Source organism: Paenibacillus sp. NPDC056933 (assembly GCF_042674385.1).
Lineage (GTDB): Bacteria > Bacillota > Bacilli > Paenibacillales > Paenibacillaceae > Paenibacillus.
Genome location: NZ_JBHUQN010000002.1, coordinates 969,426 through 989,071 on the forward strand (window position 1 = coordinate 969,426; position 19,646 = coordinate 989,071).

General features: G+C 47.5%; 16 protein-coding genes. 1 reads left to right on the forward strand and 15 read right to left on the reverse strand.

The annotated features are described in order from the left end of the window. Positions 1 to 245: 245 nt before the first annotated feature. The 7 genes from pyrE to pyrR all read right to left on the reverse strand — a co-directional run bounded on the left by pyrE (position 246) and on the right by pyrR (position 9,402). On the reverse strand, positions 246 to 887 hold the full coding sequence (pyrE, locus tag ACFTRD_RS19320) for an orotate phosphoribosyltransferase (RefSeq protein ID WP_379382769.1): 642 nt from the start codon (positions 885 to 887) through the stop codon (positions 246 to 248). Beyond that, positions 884 to 1,624, reverse strand: coding sequence for an orotidine-5'-phosphate decarboxylase (gene pyrF / locus ACFTRD_RS19325; protein ID WP_379382771.1), 741 nt, complete (start codon positions 1,622 to 1,624; stop codon positions 884 to 886). The genes pyrE and pyrF overlap by 4 nt, the downstream gene beginning before the upstream one ends. A gap of 111 nt (positions 1,625 to 1,735) precedes the next feature. Further along, positions 1,736 to 4,954, reverse strand: coding sequence for a carbamoyl-phosphate synthase large subunit (gene carB / locus ACFTRD_RS19330; RefSeq protein WP_379382773.1), 3,219 nt, complete (start codon positions 4,952 to 4,954; stop codon positions 1,736 to 1,738). Position 4,955: 1 nt separating this feature from the next. Beyond that, complete coding sequence (gene carA / locus ACFTRD_RS19335; RefSeq protein WP_192134156.1) at positions 4,956 to 6,098, reverse strand: glutamine-hydrolyzing carbamoyl-phosphate synthase small subunit; 1,143 nt, start codon at positions 6,096 to 6,098, stop codon at positions 4,956 to 4,958. Positions 6,099 to 6,496: 398 nt separating this feature from the next. Then, positions 6,497 to 7,801, reverse strand: a complete 1,305-nt coding sequence (locus tag ACFTRD_RS19340; protein ID WP_379382775.1) for a dihydroorotase — start codon at positions 7,799 to 7,801, stop codon at positions 6,497 to 6,499. 126 nt (positions 7,802 to 7,927) lie between these two features. Further along, positions 7,928 to 8,842 carry an aspartate carbamoyltransferase catalytic subunit gene (locus ACFTRD_RS19345; protein ID WP_379382777.1) on the reverse strand — a complete coding sequence of 305 codons (915 nt, stop codon included), beginning with the start codon at positions 8,840 to 8,842 and terminating at the stop codon, positions 7,928 to 7,930. Beyond that, the gene (gene pyrR, locus ACFTRD_RS19350) at positions 8,839 to 9,402 is read right to left on the reverse strand and encodes a bifunctional pyr operon transcriptional regulator/uracil phosphoribosyltransferase PyrR (protein WP_053784191.1); all 564 of its coding nucleotides are present in this window, start codon (positions 9,400 to 9,402) and stop codon (positions 8,839 to 8,841) included. Before pyrR ends, ACFTRD_RS19345 begins: the two co-directional genes overlap by 4 nt. A 783-nt stretch (positions 9,403 to 10,185) precedes the next feature. Between pyrR and ACFTRD_RS19355 the strand changes: the two genes are divergently transcribed. Beyond that, positions 10,186 to 12,861, forward strand: coding sequence for a YhgE/Pip family protein (locus ACFTRD_RS19355; RefSeq protein ID WP_379382779.1), 2,676 nt, complete (start codon positions 10,186 to 10,188; stop codon positions 12,859 to 12,861). Positions 12,862 to 13,015: 154 nt separating this feature from the next. Here ACFTRD_RS19355 and ACFTRD_RS19360 read toward each other — a convergent pair whose 3' ends face one another. From ACFTRD_RS19360 to lspA, 8 genes are all read right to left on the reverse strand, one after another. Next, entirely contained in the window at positions 13,016 to 14,317 is a 1,302-nt protein-coding gene (locus ACFTRD_RS19360; protein ID WP_379382781.1) for a DUF6080 domain-containing protein, read from the reverse strand. Between the two features lie 24 nt (positions 14,318 to 14,341). Continuing rightward, the gene (locus ACFTRD_RS19365; RefSeq protein WP_379382783.1) at positions 14,342 to 14,662 is read right to left on the reverse strand and encodes a DMT family transporter; all 321 of its coding nucleotides are present in this window, start codon (positions 14,660 to 14,662) and stop codon (positions 14,342 to 14,344) included. Beyond that, entirely contained in the window at positions 14,649 to 14,939 is a 291-nt protein-coding gene (locus tag ACFTRD_RS19370; RefSeq protein ID WP_090810048.1) for an EamA family transporter, read from the reverse strand. Before ACFTRD_RS19370 ends, ACFTRD_RS19365 begins: the two co-directional genes overlap by 14 nt. A 26-nt stretch (positions 14,940 to 14,965) precedes the next feature. Next, complete coding sequence (locus tag ACFTRD_RS19375) at positions 14,966 to 15,598, reverse strand: HAD family hydrolase (protein ID WP_379382785.1); 633 nt, start codon at positions 15,596 to 15,598, stop codon at positions 14,966 to 14,968. A 34-nt stretch (positions 15,599 to 15,632) separates the two neighbouring features. Further along, positions 15,633 to 16,502: a decaprenyl-phosphate phosphoribosyltransferase gene (locus ACFTRD_RS19380; RefSeq protein ID WP_379383128.1), complete on the reverse strand. Its 870-nt coding sequence runs from the start codon at positions 16,500 to 16,502 to the stop codon at positions 15,633 to 15,635. Positions 16,503 to 16,724: 222 nt separating this feature from the next. Further along, on the reverse strand, positions 16,725 to 17,978 hold the full coding sequence (locus tag ACFTRD_RS19385) for an LL-diaminopimelate aminotransferase (RefSeq protein WP_379382787.1): 1,254 nt from the start codon (positions 17,976 to 17,978) through the stop codon (positions 16,725 to 16,727). A gap of 109 nt (positions 17,979 to 18,087) precedes the next feature. Continuing rightward, complete coding sequence (locus tag ACFTRD_RS19390; protein ID WP_379382789.1) at positions 18,088 to 19,074, reverse strand: RluA family pseudouridine synthase; 987 nt, start codon at positions 19,072 to 19,074, stop codon at positions 18,088 to 18,090. Beyond that, entirely contained in the window at positions 19,067 to 19,561 is a 495-nt protein-coding gene (gene lspA, locus ACFTRD_RS19395; RefSeq protein WP_053784185.1) for a signal peptidase II, read from the reverse strand. The genes ACFTRD_RS19390 and lspA overlap by 8 nt, the downstream gene beginning before the upstream one ends. Positions 19,562 to 19,646: the final 85 nt, after the last annotated feature.

Consider the following 19,646-nt stretch of genomic DNA (forward strand, 5'->3'; position numbering starts at 1 on the left):
TCAAGGCACTAAAAATAGAAATCTATTCCATACTACACTGCATTATAAACGACGGATCACAACTAAAAGTTACAAGCTTTTTACAACGTTCCAGTGAAAAAGTTAATATTTTGATGAACAAACGAAAAAAGCACCCCAACGAACGGGATGCCTCTTGCATATTCCATGAATTTGCCGCTATGACGGCAATCGTTACAATTTTGATACCGTTCACAAGCAAACTGTTCAATCCGCTGTGAATGATATTATTTACCAAATGAAGAAGGATCTTCACGCCAGGATTTGAGCAGTTCAAAATCACTCTCCTGAATGGTCCCCTCAGCTAAAGCCACATCCATCAAAGCGGTGTAATTGGACAGAGTTTGCAGCGGAATTCCAGCTTCTTCGAATGCTTTAACCCCTTTATCCAGCTGGTAGCTGAAGATGGCAAGTACGGCGAGCGGTGTTGCACCTGCTACGCGTACAGCTTCTGCTGCTTTGATCGAGCTTCCACCTGTGGAGATCAGATCTTCAATGACAACTACTTTCTGACCCTCAGTAATCAGACCTTCAATCAGGTTTTCCTTACCGTGTCCTTTCGCTTTATCACGAATGTAAGCCATGGGCAGATTCAGCTTCTGCGCCACCCATGCAGCATGCGGGATACCTGCGGTTGCTGTACCTGCGATGACTTCTGCGTCGGGATATTGATCACGAATAATCGCAGCAAAGGCTTCAGCGATGTCGTTGCGAATCTCGGGATAAGACATTGTTAAGCGGTTATCGCAGTAGATTGGTGATTTGATGCCGGATGTCCAGGTAAATGGCTGCTGCGGACGCAGCGCCACCGCTTTAATTTTCAACAGTTGGGAAGCAATATGGTTAGGAATCTCAGTAAGTTCGATCATGCGTTCAACATCTCCTTCAAAATGGTTTCTGCCGCTTCACGCGGATGGGGAGCGCCCGTAATTGGTCTGCCTACGACAATGTAATGGCTGCCTCTAGCAATGGCTTCACCCGGCGTCAGGACACGAGTCTGATCTCCCAGGCCACTTCCTGCTGGGCGAATGCCCGGTGTGACCGTGTGAAAATCACTGCCACAGGCTGCGCGGATTGCGGGTACTTCCAGCGGGGAAGCCACAACGCCATTGAGTCCTGCCTCACGGGCCAGTCCTGCATAACGGACAACGGCTGCCTCAACGCTTCCCTGGATGCCGATCTCGGCATTCATCGTTTCCTGACTGGTACTGGTCAGCTGGGTAACTGCAATGATCTCAGGTCTGCATAGGGAAGGATCAGCAGCCAGAGCGGCCTCTGCACCTTCACGGGCAGCACGCATCATGCTTGTACCTCCTGCTGCATGCACATTGAACATATCCACACCCAGACGGGTTATGCTTTCAGCACCTCCACGTACCGTGTTTGGAATATCATGCATCTTCACATCAAGGAATACCGAGTATCCCTTTGACTTCAGCTCTCGAATGAAGTTCGGGCCAGCCGCATAGAACAGCTGCATGCCCACCTTCAGATAACAGGGAATACCTTCGAGAGCCTGTACCAACTCCTGCGCCTGCTCCGCTCCAGGATAATCGAGTGCCACCATCAGACGGCCAGCCATTTCGTTGAAATTCGGGTGATTCATAATTCAGCGCTCCTTCCACAAGCTTAATCGTTCCGTTTTTGCCCGATATAAAGGACATCCCGCCAGCCCGAAGGCTGACTGATGTCCTTGATCAGTGACAAATCGTCTTATTTATTTTACAAGGGCCGGCATAGCCTCAGAGGAGAAATTGATCGTTTGCAGCATGATCAACAGGGCACGGATCGTATCCAGTGAAGTCATACATACAATGCCATTCTCTACTGCCTCACGACGAATACGGAATCCGTCACGCTGTGGGGTTTTACCTTTGGTCAGTGTATTGAACACAAAGTTTGCTTCGCCGCTGCGAATCATATCGAGAATGTTTGGCGAACCTTCACTTAATTTGTTAACCGTCGTCACCGGAATGTTCGCTGCTTCAAGCGCAGCTGCCGTTCCTCCGGTCGCCATAATTTTGTATCCCAGTCTGTAGAAACCTGCAAGCAGGGGAACCGCTTCTTCTTTGTCTTTGTCTGCTACCGTTACCACGATTGCTCCGGTGGCTGGAATCTTCATGCCTGCACCGATGAGACCTTTGAACAACGCTTTGGCGTAGTTCGGGTCACGCCCCATAACCTCACCTGTGGATTTCATCTCAGGTCCAAGCGTTGGTTCCACACGACGCAGCTTCGCGAAGGAGAAGACTGGAACTTTTACAGACACATGATCCGACTCAGGCCACAAACCATCGACATAACCGAGGTCTTTCAGCTTCACGCCCAGAATGGCTTGTGTTGCCAGGTTAGCCATCGGAATGTTGGTTACTTTGCTCAGGAAAGGTACGGTACGGGATGAACGCGGGTTCACCTCGATGATGTACACTTGGCCATCATGAATAACAAACTGGATGTTAACCAAACCGATCGTCTTCAGTTCTTTTGCAATCTTGATTGTAATTTCTACAATTTTCTCTTTCAGATCCTGGGACAGGTGCTGTGGCGGATACACCGCGATGGAGTCACCGGAGTGAACCCCTGCGCGCTCGATATGCTCCATAATACCCGGAATCAATACCGTTTCACCATCACAGATCGCGTCAACCTCAACCTCTTTACCCATCATGTAGCGGTCGATCAGGACCGGATGCTCCGGATTGATTTTAACGGCCTGCTCCATATATGTCAGTAATTCAGCATCGGAGTAAACAATCTCCATTGCACGACCGCCGAGTACATAAGAAGGACGAACCAGTACCGGGTAGCCCAGACTTTGAGCCGTTTCAACCGCATCATCTACCGAGATGACTGTTTTGCCTTTTGGTTGTGCAATTTCCAGACGGGAGAGCAAACGCTCGAACTTCTTGCGATCCTCCGCCTCATCAATGTTTTCCAGATCCGTTCCAAGAATCGTTACACCAGCGGCACGCAGAGGTGCTGCCAGGTTGATTGCTGTTTGGCCACCAAACTGTACAATAACACCTACAGGCTGTTCCTGTTCGATAACGTTCATGACATCTTCGAAGAACAGGGGTTCAAAGTACAAGCGATCCGATGTATTAAAGTCCGTAGACACCGTCTCCGGGTTGTTATTGATGATTACCGCTTCATAGCCTGCTTTTTGCAGAGCCCATACGGCGTGTACTGTCGAGTAGTCAAACTCAATCCCTTGACCGATCCGGATTGGACCCGAACCTAGTACAACGACTTTTTTCTTGTCTGAAGGGATGACTTCATTCTCCGTTTCGTACGTGGAGTAATAGTATGGCGTTGTTGCTTCAAATTCAGCTGCGCACGTATCTACCATTTTGTAAACTGGGCGAAGGTTCTCTTCTTCACGGCGTGTTCTTACTTCAGCTTCAGTTGTTAACGTACCTCCAGGTTGACCTTGTGCACGAAGCTCAGCAATGGCACGGTCAGTGAATCCAAGGCGTTTGGCTTGATATAGCGTCTCGGAGGACAGTTCCGATTCCTCACGAATGCGATCTTCGAATGCGATCAGACCTTCGAGCTTATCCAGGAACCACCAGTCAATTTTCGTCAGATCTTGAAGCTGTTGCAAGGTATACCCTCTGCGGAAGGCTTCAGCGATCAGGAAGATACGCTCATCATCGGCTTTGACCAGACGCTCGTTCAGCGTTGCTTCATCAAGTGTTTCGGCATCTTTCAGATACAGACGGTGTACACCGATTTCCAGGGAACGAACGGCTTTGTGAATCGACTCTTCGAATGTCCGACCAATCGCCATAACTTCGCCTGTCGCTTTCATCTGTGTACCCAGTTTGCGGTTCGCCGAAATAAACTTGTCGAACGGCCAGCGTGGGATTTTGCTCACGATATAGTCCAGTGTTGGCTCAAAGCATGCATACGTTTGGCCCGTTACCGGATTCACGATTTCGTCCAGTGTATAACCCATGGCAATTTTGGCAGCCATCTTGGCAATCGGATATCCCGTTGCTTTGGAAGCTAGTGCCGAAGAACGACTTACCCGTGGGTTCACTTCGATAACATAGTATTGGAAGCTGTGCGGATCAAGCGCAAACTGTACGTTACATCCACCTTCGATGTTGAGGGCGCGGATAATTTTCAGGGAAGCTGACCGCAGCATTTGATATTCACGGTCAGACAGCGTCTGGCTTGGTGCTACAACGATACTGTCTCCTGTATGAACACCTACCGGGTCAAAGTTTTCCATGTTGCAGACCACGATGCAGTTATCGTTTTTATCCCGCATAACCTCATACTCGACTTCTTTCATGCCTGCAATGCTTTTCTCGACCAGACATTGGCCGATTGGGCTATAACGAATGCCCGCTACGACTGTCTCACGCAGTTCTTCTTCGTTGGCACAGATCCCGCCGCCTGTTCCGCCAAGCGTATAGGCTGGACGGACGATGATTGGATAACCAATCTCATTTGCAAACTCAAGAGATTCTTCAAGTGTTGTCACGATAACACTCTCAGGTACAGGCTGTTCCAGTTCACGCATCAGATCCCGGAACAAGTCACGGTCTTCCGCTTTCTCAATGGAAGTGAGCTGTGTTCCGAGCAATTTGACATTCTCACGTTCAAGGACACCGGCGCGTGCCAGTTCCACGGCCATGTTCAGACCTGTTTGACCGCCAAGGGTTGGCAGCAGACCGTCAGGACGTTCCTGACGAATGATTTGCGTTACAAAATCCAGTGTAATCGGCTCAATGTATACTTTATCAGCCATGTTCGTATCCGTCATAATCGTAGCCGGGTTGCTGTTGATGAGTACAACTTCCACGCCTTCTTCTTTCAGTGCCTGGCATGCTTGTGTACCGGCATAGTCGAACTCGGCCGCTTGACCGATGACGATTGGTCCGGAACCAATCACCAGGATTTTTTTGAGATCTTTGTTAATCGGCATGTTATTGTGCTCCTTTCACTGCGGCTGCCAGTACGGCTTGACGCGGCTTTTGCGGGTTAGTGATTTTGTGCTCGCGAATCATCTCGATGAAGCGGTCGAACAGGTAGCTGTTGTCGTACGGACCCGGGGCTGCTTCAGGGTGATACTGAACCGAGAATGCCGGGAAGGATTTATGTTTCAGACCTTCAATGGTCTTATCGTTATTGTTGATATGTGTAACTTCCAGGTCCGTGTTTTTCACAGACTCTTCGTTTACGGTAAAACCATGGTTCTGGGATGTGATGAAGCAACGTCCGCTCTCCAGTTCTTTCACCGGGTGATTCCCTCCGCGATGTCCAAACTTGAGTTTTTCGGTGTCTGCTCCTGCCGCAAGTGCGAACAACTGGTGACCCAGGCAGATACCGAAGATCGGGTATTCGCCAAGCAGTTCACTGATCATTTTCACCGCATGAGGTACGTCTTTCGGGTCCCCAGGGCCGTTGGACAGTTGAATTCCGTCCGGATTCAGGCGACGGATCTCGTCTGCTGTTACATCGTGCGGAACAACGACAACGTCACAGTTCCGTTTGCTAAGTTCGCGCAAGATGCCTGTTTTGGCCCCATAATCCACGAGTACAATACGTTCAGCCGTTCCCGGGCTGTTATAGACATGTTCTGTAGAAGTCAATGGCACCTGGTTACGCAGTTCGGCGATGGTGGTATCTCCCATCATCTCCAGCAGCTCTTCCACAGGCTTCGATCCTGTTGTGAGAATTCCCTTCATTGTGCCGTGGTGACGAATCCGGCGAGTCAACATGCGTGTATCAATTTCGCTGATTCCTACGATACCGTATTCCTTGAGCAGATTGTCTACGCTGTATTCCGCACGCCAGTTGCTTGGCGTTGGCTCATGACGACGCACAACGAAACCGTGAACGTATGGACGAATGGACTCAAAGTCATCACGCGTAATGCCGTAGTTTCCGATCAGCGGATACGTCATGGTTACGATTTGACCGCAATAAGAAGGATCCGAAAGCACCTCTTGATAGCCTGTAATTCCCGTATTAAAAACGACTTCACCTGTTGTTTCACCTTCAGCACCGAACGCTTTCCCGGTGAACAGTGTGCCGTCTTCCAACAATAATCTTGCCTGTGCCTGCATCCCATTTCACTCCTCTGTGTTTATCAGGTCGAATGCATTTCGTTGAACGTGGGGTGCGTGCTACATTGGCGGTGACTTCGTGGACAGAAAACCCTGCGATCGCTGTTATCCCCGGAGTACTTTTTTATCATTTTTTCAAATGATGTAATCCGGTGATAAAGGCGAACGCTTCGCTTCTTCGGGTCTTTTCTGTCCACTTCGTAAGCTACTGTAGCGCCCAAGTTCAAAACCATACATTCGACTTTGCTTTGTTTCGTATGTTTGGACTCTCGGCATGATCTGCCTCGAGTTAGTTGAAAAGATGTTACTGGTGTAAAAATTAAAGTTTAATGGTTTAATGGTTTAATGATTTAATGATTTAATGATTTAATGATTTAATGAGTTACTATGGTACCTGTTTATTGCTGTACAGTGTTGTTCCACACGCTTTTGCCGTCCACCCATGTTTGTACCGGCCAGCCTTTCAGCTTCCAGCCTGTGAATGGCGTGTTTCTTCCTTTGGTAGCAAAAGCTGCTGGATCAACCGCTTGTTCCTGACTCAGGTCAATCATGGTGATGTCCGCAGGTGCTCCCTCTTCCAGCTTGCCAGTATCCAGTCGGAATACCCGTGCCGGATCAGCTGTCATGCGTTTCACGAGGAACTCCAAGCTCCAAAGCCCTGTTTCCACAAACTTCGTGTACAGCAGCGGGAAGGCTGTTTCGAATCCGACGATGCCGAATGGTGCCAGTTCCATGCCTTTTGCTTTCTCTTCTTCGCTATGCGGTGCGTGGTCCGTAACGATCATGTCCAGTGTTCCGTCCAACAAACCTTCGATACAAGCTTGCACGTCGCGTGGTGAGCGAAGAGGCGGGTTCATCTTCCAGTTGGCATCCATGCCTGGGATATCCTCATCCGACAATACCAGATGGTGCGGACATACCTCTGCAGTTACTTTAATACCGATGGACTTTGCCAAGCGAATCAGGCGAACCGATTGCTCCGTACTTACGTGGCAGACATGGTAGTGAACTCCCGTTGCTTCTGCAAGCAGGATATCCCGGCCTACGTGGATGGCTTCGGATTCATTTGGAATACCTTTGATACCGTGACACTTCGAAAACTCGCCTTCCGTCACATATCCGCCGACTACCAATGAATCATCTTCACAGTGAGCGATAACTGGCATATCCATGCTTGCTGCGAGGCTCATGGCATCTTTCATCATCTGAGCGTTTTGTACGCCCACGCCATCATCCGTGAATCCAATTGCGCCTGCTTCTTTCAATGCGGCGAAATCCGTAAGTTCACGTCCAAGCTCGTTCTTCGTAATCGCTGCATAAGGCAGCACTTTAACCAGATCGGCTTCTTTGGCTTTATCCAAAACCAGCTTCACAACATCCGCGTTGTCTGTTACCGGTCTTGTGTTCGGCATGCAGGCGATCGTTGTAAAACCGCCTTGTGCTGCCGAACGGGCACCCGTCTCGATCGTCTCTTTATGCTCGAATCCAGGTTCACGCAGATGCACGTGCATATCAATCAACCCGGGAATAACCAGTTTGCCTGAAGCGTCGGTTACGCTATGCGCTGATTGCTCTGCTTCCAGTACCGCTTCGTCTTCCACTCCAGCGATCTTTTGAATTTTCCCTTCATCTATAATGATCGTTTTCCGTTCAAGTTCCCCTTGTTGATTCAAGACGTTCGCGTTCTTTATAATCTGTAGCATAATTGCCCTCCGCTTCGGTTCTGTCCGACTTGCCAGGCAAGCCGGATGATTTTCTTTATCGTGTACTCTCTCATTGCTCTATAAGAACTTCCACCCCGTCAGCCTATGACCCACAGCCAGACCCTGTTACCGTTTCATCGCGCGTTCCATGACCGCCATTCGGATGGGAACACCGTTTGCCATCTGCGGGAAGATCCGCGATGCTGCGCTCTCCACTACCGCGTCATCTACCTCGACATTGCGATTCACAGGAGCAGGGTGCATGATAATTGTGCTTGGTTTCAGGCGTGACGCCCGTTCTTCCGTCAATCCGTAGTGTTCGCGATAATCCTCAGCCGAAGTAATCAGGCCGTGTTTATGACGTTCCAGTTGAACTCGGAGCATCATGACTACATCCGCATCGAGTGCTTCTTCCAGCCCTACATAAGGTGCGTGTTCTGCAAGCTCCGGTGCCTGCATCGTTTGTGGTGCGCAGAAGCGCACATCCGCACCAAACTTTTGCAGAGCCCACAGATTGGAGCGGGCTACCCGGCTGTGCAGAATGTCTCCGATGATCGACACACGCAAGCCTTTCAGCTCACCGAATGCCTTCCGCATCGTGTAGAGATCCAGCAGCGCCTGTGTAGGGTGTTCGTTATTCCCGTCTCCGGCGTTCACCAGTGGAACATTCACTTTCTGAGCCAGTTGCTGCAGAACACCCGACGGTTTCAACCGGATTACCCCTGCATCAATGCCCATGGACTCCAGTGTGCGTACCGTATCATAGATGGATTCACCCTTCTCCACGCTGGATGCAGCCGCCGTGAAGTTTAGTACTTGTGCACCCAGACGTTTCTCTGCCATCTCAAATGAGAAGCGAGTGCGTGTGCTGTTCTCGAAGAACATGTTGGCTACGAAGTGGGATTCCAGTATCGGGACCAGTTTCTCCTTCTGCGCTTCCCAGTATGCTGCTCTGTTCAGAATGGATTCAATCTCATCACGACTAAGTTCCTTAAGGCCAAGCAGGCTCCGGTCCTTCAATGCTGATTGTGTAATCATCATGCTTGTTCCCCCCGGTTCTGAATGATTTTGACCTCGTCCTGTCCGTCCGTTTCTATGAGTGCAACCTCGATCTCCTCTGATTTGGAAGTCGGCACATTCTTGCCGATAAAATCAGGTCGAATCGGAAGTTCCCGGTGTCCGCGGTCTGCGAGAACCGCCAGCTGAATATTCTGTGGTCTTCCACAGTCCATCAGGGCATCCATCGCTGCGCGAATCGTCCGTCCGGTATAAAGCACATCATCGAACAAAATCACTTTTTTATTATGAATCGAAAGTGATTCAGGTGTCATCGTCAACAGTTCCTTGCGATTCGCTTTATTCTCATCCAAGCGATCATCGCGATAAGGGGTCACATCGAGCTCTCCCCAAGGGATTGGCGTACCTTCGATTTCTTCAATCTTGGCGGCGATCCGTTCTGCGAGGTATACACCCCGTGTTCGAATACCGATCAGTACACAGCCCTCAATGCCTTTGTTTTTTTCCAAAATCTCATGGGCAATCCGTGTTAATGCGCGGCGGATCGCGGTTTCATCCATAATGACATGTGTTTCTGTGCTCATGCGTTCAGCCTCCTCAGGATTTCCCTTTCAGATCATGGCCCCGTGACGAGGAGAACAAAAAAGACTCCTTGCCGTGTTTATTGGCAAGGAGTCTCCGAACTTCAGACCGCTCTGAAGAAAGTATACTCTCGGGATGCATCGCTTCATTTGCCGCAGCAAAAAAACGATGTATCGTTCACGTTACCTTGCCAGTCTCACGGGACTGATTTAAAGGTGCTATTCATGTCGTTCATATTGAAGGACCTCACAGGGTTCTATACTCAATATGTCCGTTTGTCTTCATGAATTATGACAGAAAGACAACCCTCTGTCAACACCTCAACATCACAGGCGAAATTCCTCTACTGTATTCCCCTTAGAATCAGCAGTTCGGCTGAAAAACATCCAAACACATCACATTTCATTCGTTATTCATAATTATACAATGTTTCTGCATATTTATCCATAGGCAATTGCGGAAAACCTTACGGCCAAAATAATCCTCTGACTGTATTAAACATTGATACAGGGCTCTGCCCTCTTGGAATATGCAATGCATTCCCTCATGACTGCCTTTAGTTTTGATGGCAGTTTAATATGTCGATACCTTCTAATTTAAAGTTCAACGTCCAGAAACACGGAATACATGAAGGCTCTGCATTAGTACCCAGTAAAATGGGTAAAGTTTATAAACATGAAACCATTCATTTGATGCTGCTATAAAGCCGATATACATAAGGATTTACAAATATGCGACATAGAAATAAGATAAGACCTACATTTATTTACATTTAGGAGGAAGTTATGCGTCACATTTGGCATGTTTACAAGACAGACTGGTTGCATATTTTGAAAGTTCCCACAGGTATATTTCTAATTGTGGCTATTATTTTACTTCCCGGAGTGTATGACTGGGTCAACGTGAAATCCGTATGGGACCCGTACAGTAACACCCAAGGGATCAAAATTGCGGTGACAACCGAGGACAAGGGTGCGACTGTTGCAGGAACCGACGTCAATATCGGAGACGAATTGGTATCCAGCCTGAAGCAGAACGAGAAATTGGGATGGACTTTTGTCGGCCAAGCTGAAGCTGATCGTGGTGTGCAAACAGGTGAGTATTATGCAAGCCTTCTCATCCCCGGGGACTTTTCATCCAAAATTACAGGTATCGTTGATGGTAAACTGGAGCGCCCGGAGGTAATCTATACCGTTAATGAGAAGGTTAATGCCATTGCTCCAAAAATCACAGGTTCCGGTGTATCTGCAATAACAACACAAATTAATGAAAATTTCACTGAAGCCGTCAGTGAGGCTGTTTTAACCAAGTTGAAGGAAGCCGGAGTTGAAATCAATGCCCAGCTTCCAACCTTGCGCAAAATGGAAAATGGCATTTTTACCCTGGAGAGAAACCTTCCGGCTATACAAGCCGCAGGTCAAAAGGTACTGGAAGTTGAGAAAGCCATGCCCGGTATTGTAGAAGATGCTCAAAAGATCGTTGAAATCGAAAAAAGACTGCCCGAAATCAATGAAGCCGCACAGTATGTGCTCAAAGTGCAGGAGTACTGGCCACAGATTAATGATGCAGCTTCCGAAGTGCTTGCTATTCAGGGACGGATTCCCGATATTCAAAAAGCCGTTGAACGTATTCGGGAAGTGGATGCAAACTTTGGTCAGGTATCAGGCGTCATCCAAACGGCCCTGGATAAAACCGACAAGGCTCTGTCAATCGTAACGGCCGCAGAGCAAGATCTGGACAACGTATCCCAAATTGCGGGCAACGGGATTGAACTGACCAAGGGCTTAAACCAGTTTGTGGATTCAAGTGAAGAAGCGTTTCAGGCTATCGGCCCGGCGATCCGGCAAAACCTGCTGCTGGTGCAGCAAATCGCAAACGCTGCGGCAGACGTATTTGGGCAATTGCAAAATTCGGACCTTAGTAAACTGCCGACAGCAGAGGATCTGGACCGCATCGCTGCCCGCCTGGCGATTGCCGTGAAACTCGTTGACAGTATGGCGGAACTACTCAGCAAAATCGACAATTGGCTCCCAAGCCATCCACTGAGCGATAAAATTACACAACTGAACACCATTTCAGATAAACTTCAGCTGCAAATCCGCCTGGCGGGGATCATCAGTGATGCGATGCGTCGCAATACAACTCCGCCGGCAGACGTCATCGCTCAGTTAAATGCTCTCTCCAAGGACATTAGCAGCGGTATTGGCAATATCCTGAACACCTACGAGAGCGAAATCTCGCCAGCACTTGCAGCTGGTGTGGATAAGCTGAGATCTATTCTCTCCACTTCAGCAGATACATTACAGGGAGCAAGGGATCGAATTCCGGATATTGCGGACATTCTTGCATCAGCCAAAGAAGGGATTACGTTTGGGCAGACCGAGTTGACGAAGATCCAGAGCGAGCTGCCGCAAATCCAATCTAAGATCCACGAAATATCAGAGACACTCGCGAACAAAAGTGAAGGCTTTATCCAAGCTTTAAACGCAGTGTCTTCATTAATCCGCAATGATCTGCCCAAGCTGGGGACCAAACTGAACGAAGCGGCTGATTTTGTTCGTAATGATCTGCCTAATGCCGAGAAACAGATAGGCAAAGCATCCAACTTTGTGCAGAACCAGCTGCCGGAGGTCGAAAAAGGAGTCCATCGTGTGGCCGCGCTTGTACGTGATGACCTGCCCGCGTTGGAGAGTGCCATCAGTAAGGCTGCGGACAAACTCAGGGAGGTTGAAGGCAATAACCAGTTTGCCGAACTTGCCAAGCTTTTGCGCGGCGACATCGAAGAAGAGAGTGCTTTCCTGGCAAGTCCCGTGCAAATCAAGGAACAGCAGCTTTACCCGATTCCGAATTATGGATCGGCAATGTCACCATTTTATGGCGTGCTGTCATTGTGGGTCGGTTCAACGCTGTTGATCTCCCTGCTTCGCGCCGAAGCTGAGAACCCGGAAGGGAAATTCCGGGGATACGAGTTGTATCTCGGACGTCTTGCTACTTTTCTGACCATTGGATTGCTGCAAGCGGTATGTGTAACCCTGGGGGACATCTTAATCCTCGGTACCTATGTCGCAGATAAACTGTGGTTTGTCCTGTTTGCCATGCTGGTGAGTGCCGTATTTGTCACTATAACGTACACCCTGCTATCCGTTTTTGGGAATATCGGAAAAGGGATCGCGATCATCTTCATGGTGTTCCAGTTCTCCAGCTCCGGTGGTACGTTTCCGATCAGCATGACATCACCTTTTTTCCAGGCATTGAATCCGTTCATGCCCTTCACGTATGCGATCAGTTTGCTGCGTGAGTCGGTCGGCGGCATCTTGTGGTCTACTGCCCTCAAGGATATTCTGTGGTTATGCATGTTCATCGCGCTGAGTCTCATCGTTGCCCTCGCTTTGAAACGTCCACTAAGCCGTCTCACCCAACGTTCAGCCGAGAATGCCAAGAAGACCAAAATTATTGCTTAACCCGTTCAAGCGATTCTCTGCATCATGAACGCAGAGGATCTTTTGTTTTAAACCACCCTGCACATATTGAAGGAATCACACTAAACAAGACAAGGCCATCGGACTGTAGATCCAATGGCCTTGTCTTGTTGTATAGGTTTATTAAAATTTCTGATTATTTCACTGTACGTTCCTGTTCCAACTGTTCATAGGATTGCTTGATTGTTGTCAGCGTTTCTACATGACGATAGATGTTGTTTCCGGCGGTAACGAGTACACACAGCATGATCAAGCCTATTAGCACTTTTTTACCCAACCCCTGACGAAGACCGATCACGAAGCCCCCACCGAGGAGGAAAAACGCAAAGAGATAGTGTCCTGCATACAGGTACATATCATATTGAAATACCGCCAGCCCGAAACCAACAACGATATGAAGTACAAATGCAAACAGAATGTATGGAACAAGAGTCCATACTTCCCGTTCACGGATGCCCTTGATAAACCCAGTGAGTGCCAGCAACAGGATAAAAATACCCGTGAGCTGAACATAAATTGGGTTGGAACGGGACAGATCCGTTACAAACGCTACCATGCCCGGATCAAGCAAATGCACTTTGGGAGACAATATCGGATTAATCGTTAGCAAGCTTAGAGCCTTCCAATGAACTGCAAACTGGAATGGAGTGGCATAGCTTGTGCCTCCATTTTGAATACCAAGCAGCCAATTGCTAACCCAACTTCGTCCACCAAACGCGATGTACTGAATCCCTGTCAATACCACAATGAAGGCAACGGCCAGTGCCATAATCCCGATATACTTTTTCCACCCAGACTTGTTACGCCATGTGCGCAAGTTGAAAAACATGGCGGCTGCAAACGGCACAATGTTGGTCGACGTCAGTCCGAAGTTAATGGATGCCAAGAGCGCATTCGGTATATAACGGACATCTTTCCGCTCACGGCTGTATTGCATATATAGTACAGAGAGCAGGATAACAAACTGTACATACGAATAAGAATCCGGAATCAACGCGGTAAACATTAGATACGAGCTGAAACCGAACATTAAAGCGAAAAGCAACGGTATGGTGATTTGTTTATCTTTTTGATTCAAAAACAGAAATACCAGCACAACCGAGACTGCATTCACAAGTGATTGCAGGATTAGAAAAAACCAATTCCCACCTAGCAGTTGAGCACCCGCTCCAAGCGTAACCGCCAGAAACGAAATCAATGGATGAATAACCGAAGAACTGTTATCTCCATAATACATGGAAGGATCAAAGTTAAATATATTAAGTGGAAACTGCGTAGTACTAAATGGCGTGTATGACCCAAGAAGCTCAATATGCTCTGCAACGTACGTTACGTAGGAGCCGTTCATCAATCCGTAGAAAAGAGCAAACCCTGCAAAAAGGCAGAATGCTGTCCAATTCGTTTTGCGATTATAAAATATGTAGTCCAAAAATTTCATACATTCACATCCAGTTTCAAAATTCTAGAAAACCAATAAACACAACCCGCCCATAATACAAGCGACACCCACCCAGCGTAAAGGACCCACTGTTTCCTTAAAGGCAAAGCTCGCAATTATGAGTGTCCACACATACGTTAGCGCATTGGCAGGCAGTACAACCGTTAACGGAAGAAATTTCAACAAAACAATGTTCAGCAGCGCACCTGTACCGTAGAATCCAAGGCCCATTAGAACATGCAGCTTTTTGCGGCTGGTGGCGTAGGCTTTCAACCCCGCTCCCCCCACCGCCCCACACAGGGTCATTGCGATCAGTACAACAATCATCCAGCTATCGATCAACACTGGTCAACGTCACCCCGATTCCAAGCAGCACAACAGCGGCCAGCTTCTGCACCGTAATTTCTTCTCCTAGCAAAAAGTACCCATAGATCAGCGCAAACACATAGCTGGCACACATTAAAGGATAGGCCACAGACAGCTTTTCCAAAGCAAAAGCCTTAATCATCAAAATCGCACCCAGTCCATAACACAGAAAGCCGATGCCCAGATAGATCCACTCGGTCAGACCCCATTTCCAGAACAATTGGCCTGTCGCTGTAAGAAAAGCGGAGACCAGCATCAACAGTTTGCCTGTGTGACTCCCTTTTATTTCCCCCACGTTAATGCCTCCATCTCTGGTACTCGTTTGTTAATAAAGTACCGCTGACTTACTAGCTGCATGACTGGAAGATCGGATAAGGAGTCGGAGTAGGCGCAGGACTGTTCATAATCAATCACCATCTTTTTCTCATCCAGATAGGCCTGAATTCGGCGAACCTTTTCATCGCCTTTGCAATTGCTGCCTTCAATCCTACAGGTATAGCCATTCGAGTGACGAACCAAATCGGTACCAATGACATGATCCACCCAGGGAAAGTTTTTAAAATATTTCATATAGGCATGCGGGGATGCAGTTACGAGTAACACATGGTATCCCGCTTCCTTTCGGTGCTGCATCTCAACACTTGCCTCGGTAAAAATGGCAGTACGCAGTCGAGTGTCAAAAAAATGCTCCAGATCTTTTTCGGTCATGCGCTCAATGCTTTTGAAATAGGAACGTTTGACACGTTCAACGGTCATCAGACCTGCCTTGAACAGCGCCGTATGAAATGCAATTACAGGTAATCTCCATGCCTGCCACGGGTATCGACGAACGCCGTAATGCACAAACTGAAACATGGAATCTCTGCGTATAATTGTTTTATCAATATCGAAAATGGCGACTTTCGTGCTTCTCACCCTGATCCCCCTCTACCTTCCAGATTTCTAGCTTTTATTCGAAAATAGCAAAAATCGAAATAACACTTATGACATACAAAATAACCGTGATTAAGATGGGCTTGTCCTCAAACAGAACCCGATCAGGCGAACCGCCCTGGTTCTTCATATGAATCAGATACAGATAACGGAACATGCCATATATGACTAAAGGAATGGTCCACATCAGATGAATGGTGCGATCAGATGTGAAGGTAAAGAGTGAATAACTGATAATGGTGGCAGTCGTGACGATCGTATTGAACTGATCCAATAACGTTATCGAATAGTTGTCCAATACTTTACGGTGTGAACCCGTGTTACCCTCAAGCAGAGTAAGTTCATTCCTCCGTTTGCCAATTGCCAGGAACAGGGAAAGCAGCATCGTACAAATGAGAAACCAGGGCGTAAATGGCACATGGATCAGTACACCCCCTGCAATCGCACGAAGCACAAATCCAGCCGCAATGGTCATCATATCCAAAATAACGAGATGTTTCAGTACAAATGAATAGGACACATTCAATAGAAAGTAAACGATACACAGAACACCGAATAGCGAATTCAGCACAAAGGCTGTACTTACGGAAAGGAGCAGCAGTACAATTCCAAACAACAAGGCATGTGTTGGGTTGACCTGTCCGGAGGCAAGTGGCCGGAACCTCTTCACCGGATGCTGACGATCCCTGTCACGATCCACGTAATCATTCAAAATATATACGCAGCCCGCAACCAGGCTAAATAAAATAAAACCTAGTAAAGTCGATAGAATGGTTTCAGTCCGAATTTCCTCAAAAGAAAAAAGCAGCGCAGCAAACAATAGCCCATTTTTGGTCCACTGTTTTGGCCTCAATAGTTTGAATAAACCTGTGATGGTATTACTCATTCCTGCAGCAGGGGATGACACCGTATCGGTACGTGATGATAACAATTCCCATAACTCCCTTCAAAAGCAACTTCTGTCTATTTAAATAACGTAAAGATCTAATCATATGTTGCTTGTATAATTTTGTAAAGGGATTACAAGAAGAATTTTATATTTAGAGCATAAAAAAGAGACCGGAAACGGTCTCTTTTTCACTACATCATTATGGTTATGTGAATTGTATTAAAATTCGAATTGAACGTCGCTCAGGCGGCGTTTAATTTCAGCGATAACACGTTTCTCTTCTTCTTCTCCTTTAGCTTCAAAGGTAACGGAGAAACGAACAAAGTTACCCGCATCGTCCCAAGGTACCGATGAGATCAGTTTCTCACGGATCAGAAATTGCGAGAAGTCTTCTCCGGATTCAAATCTGCGTCCACCTACTACCCCTTTTGGTGCTTCTACGTAAAGGAAGAAAGAACCTTTAGGTTTCTCCGCTTGGAAGCCAAGCTCATTTAATGCTGCTACCAGCATATCGTGACGACGGGAATATTTCTCTGCAATTTTTTCAGTGATTTCCGGGTGGTTCAAACCATAGGCAGCAGCCTTCTGGATTGCAATGAACTGACCGGAGTCATTGTTGTCTTTCACGTCACTGAATGCTTTAACAACAAGCGGATTCCCTGCTACAAAACCAATTCTCCAGCCGGTCATGTTGTACGACTTGGAAAGGGAGTGCAGTTCCACGCCAACATCCTTCGCACCAGGTACGGAAAGGAAGCTGAACGGTTTTTTGCCGTCATATGTCAGTGCAGCGTATGGAGCATCATGGACAACAACAACGCTGTATTTTTTCGCCCATTCAATCACTTCTGTAAAGAACTCAACCGTTGCGCTCGCACCCGTTGGGTTATTTGGATAGTTCAGATAGAGCAGCTTCGCACGTTTCGCGATATCCTCCGGAATGGCCCTAAGGTCAGGCAGGAAGTTGTTCTCCTTGGTCAATTGGATGTTGAATACTTCGCCACCCAGATATTTGGTGTGTGTACCCATAACCGGGTACCCAGGCACCGTCATGATCGTTACATCACCTGGATTAATGAAGCAAGAAGGCATCATAGCCAAAGCTGGCTTAGAACCGATGGAATGCACGATTTCAGTTGATGGATCAATACCTTCAACATTAAATACATTTTTCAGATAAGCCGCTGCTGCTTCCTTGAATTCAGGAATACCGTTATCCGCATAACCACGGTTTTCGGGTTTGGAGGCTTGCTCCGCCAATTCAGCGACGATACCTGCATCTGCCATCTCATCCGGCTCACCTACGCCGAGGTCAATCAATTCTACATTAGGAAAATCTTTTTTAGCCGAAGCTTTGGCACGTTTGATTTTCTCGAATTTATAGATGTTCGTGTCTTTACCATAGTTGGAGCCGCCAATACGGTCGGCAAAATTAGTCTGAATGTACGTTTCCTGATATTTATCAATACTCATGGTTTTGTTCATCTCCTCATTTGACGCAAATTTCTACACTTAAATATGAAGCATTTGCGCGTTCAAAACCATGGACAAATGTTCCGAACATTTGTACTTTCACGAGCTGTCAGCGGCTGCGTAATGAGGCAAGCACATCTTCCATATCCTGCGGAAGCGGAGCTGTAAATTCAAGATATTCTCCGGTGGTCGGATGAACAAAGCCAAGAATCGCGGCATGCAGAGCCTGCCCCTGCATTTTGATCCCTTTGTTACGTCCATACGTCGGATCTCCAACAAGCGGATGACCAATGAACTTCATGTGAACACGAATTTGGTGCGTACGTCCTGTCTCCAGTTTCAACTCCAACAGGGTATAGTCATTAATACGCTCCGAGACGGTAAAATGCGTGACGGCATGTTTACTGTTACGTTCGGTAACAGTGTACATTTTGCGATCATTGGTGTCTCGTCCAATTGGCGCATCAATGGTACCCTGATCATGACTAAGATGTCCATGAACGAGTGCAATGTATCGTCTATTCACACTATGTTCTTTGAGTTGGGCTGCCAGCGAGGCATGGGCTCGGTCATTTTTTGCAGCCATGATCAGGCCGGATGTGTCCTTATCAATCCGATGCACAATGCCGGGACGCAACTCGCCGTTAATGCCTGAGAGATCCTTGCAATGATACATCAGAGCATTAACGAGTGTTCCAGACGTATGCCCTGGTGCAGGATGTACAACAAGGCCGCGCTGTTTGTTAATAACGATCAAATCGCTATCTTCATATACCACGTCAAGCGGAATATCTTCAGCAATGATCTCCACAGTTGCCGGCTCAGGAATTTGGAGCTCTATCAGATCACCTTCGGATAATTTGGCGTTGGCTTTGACTTTAGCCCCGTTTACCGTTACGAATCCGTCTCCAATCCACAATTGAACTTGGGAGCGCGATACGTTATCCATGGATTCTGTAATATATTTGTCAATTCGTTCTTTCTTATGTTCTGCAGCAACCGTCCATTCCATACGGTCATTGTCATTCAGCAGGAGCTCATCGTCATGTGTTGACATGTCTCCGTTAGTCTGATCTTCATTTTGCGTTTTACTCATGATGTTCATTCCCTTCGATCTTTGCGGCTGCTTTTTCGCGCCGTCCTTCAAGCAACGTTTCCACAATGATCAGTACCACTCCGATACAGATGGCCGAGTCGGCTATGTTGAAAATGGGAAACGTGTAGCTTCCAAAATTAAGCTGAATAAAATCGACAACTTCTCCGGTCAAAGCCCGATCCAGAAAGTTACCAATCGCTCCGCCAAGTACCAAACTAAGCGCCACAGGCAGCAATTTGTGCGGAGTATCTTTTACTTTTTGCAAATACCACACCAAAGCCACCACGACAACCAGGGTAACCACAATAAAGAACCAGCGTTGATCCTGCAAAATACCAAAAGCTGCACCTGAGTTGCGATGTGATGTGATGACAAAGAAATTGCCAATCACCGGAATTTCATCTCTAAGTTCCATCCGGGTTGCTATGAGGAACTTCGTTCCCTGATCCACTAAAAATACGATAAAAGCGAGGATATAATACACCACGTTTGTTTGTCACTCCGTTCTTGTCTTTTCCAAACGATACCAGGCCTAACGCCAGACTTGTTCATTGTAGCACAGCTGTTTGGAA

Excerpts from the sequence above, each read along its gene's own strand:
- pyrE (WP_379382769.1), bottom strand. The coding sequence starts at position 887 with ATGATCGAACTTACTGAGATTCCTAACCATATTGCTTCCCAACTGTTG.
- pyrF (WP_379382771.1), bottom strand. The coding sequence starts at position 1,624 with ATGAATCACCCGAATTTCAACGAAATGGCTGGCCGTCTGATGGTGGCA.
- carB (WP_379382773.1), bottom strand. The coding sequence starts at position 4,954 with ATGCCGATTAACAAAGATCTCAAAAAAATCCTGGTGATTGGTTCCGGA.
- carA (WP_192134156.1), bottom strand. The coding sequence starts at position 6,098 with ATGCAGGCACAGGCAAGATTATTGTTGGAAGACGGCACACTGTTCACC.
- ACFTRD_RS19340 (WP_379382775.1), bottom strand. The coding sequence starts at position 7,801 with ATGCTACAGATTATAAAGAACGCGAACGTCTTGAATCAACAAGGGGAA.
- ACFTRD_RS19345 (WP_379382777.1), bottom strand. The coding sequence starts at position 8,842 with ATGATGATTACACAATCAGCATTGAAGGACCGGAGCCTGCTTGGCCTT.
- pyrR (WP_053784191.1), bottom strand. The coding sequence starts at position 9,402 with ATGAGCACAGAAACACATGTCATTATGGATGAAACCGCGATCCGCCGC.
- ACFTRD_RS19355 (WP_379382779.1), top strand. The coding sequence starts at position 10,186 with ATGCGTCACATTTGGCATGTTTACAAGACAGACTGGTTGCATATTTTG.
- ACFTRD_RS19360 (WP_379382781.1), bottom strand. The coding sequence starts at position 14,317 with ATGAAATTTTTGGACTACATATTTTATAATCGCAAAACGAATTGGACA.
- ACFTRD_RS19370 (WP_090810048.1), bottom strand. The coding sequence starts at position 14,939 with ATGCTGGTCTCCGCTTTTCTTACAGCGACAGGCCAATTGTTCTGGAAA.
- ACFTRD_RS19380 (WP_379383128.1), bottom strand. The coding sequence starts at position 16,502 with ATGAGTAATACCATCACAGGTTTATTCAAACTATTGAGGCCAAAACAG.
- ACFTRD_RS19385 (WP_379382787.1), bottom strand. The coding sequence starts at position 17,978 with ATGAGTATTGATAAATATCAGGAAACGTACATTCAGACTAATTTTGCC.
- ACFTRD_RS19390 (WP_379382789.1), bottom strand. The coding sequence starts at position 19,074 with ATGAGTAAAACGCAAAATGAAGATCAGACTAACGGAGACATGTCAACA.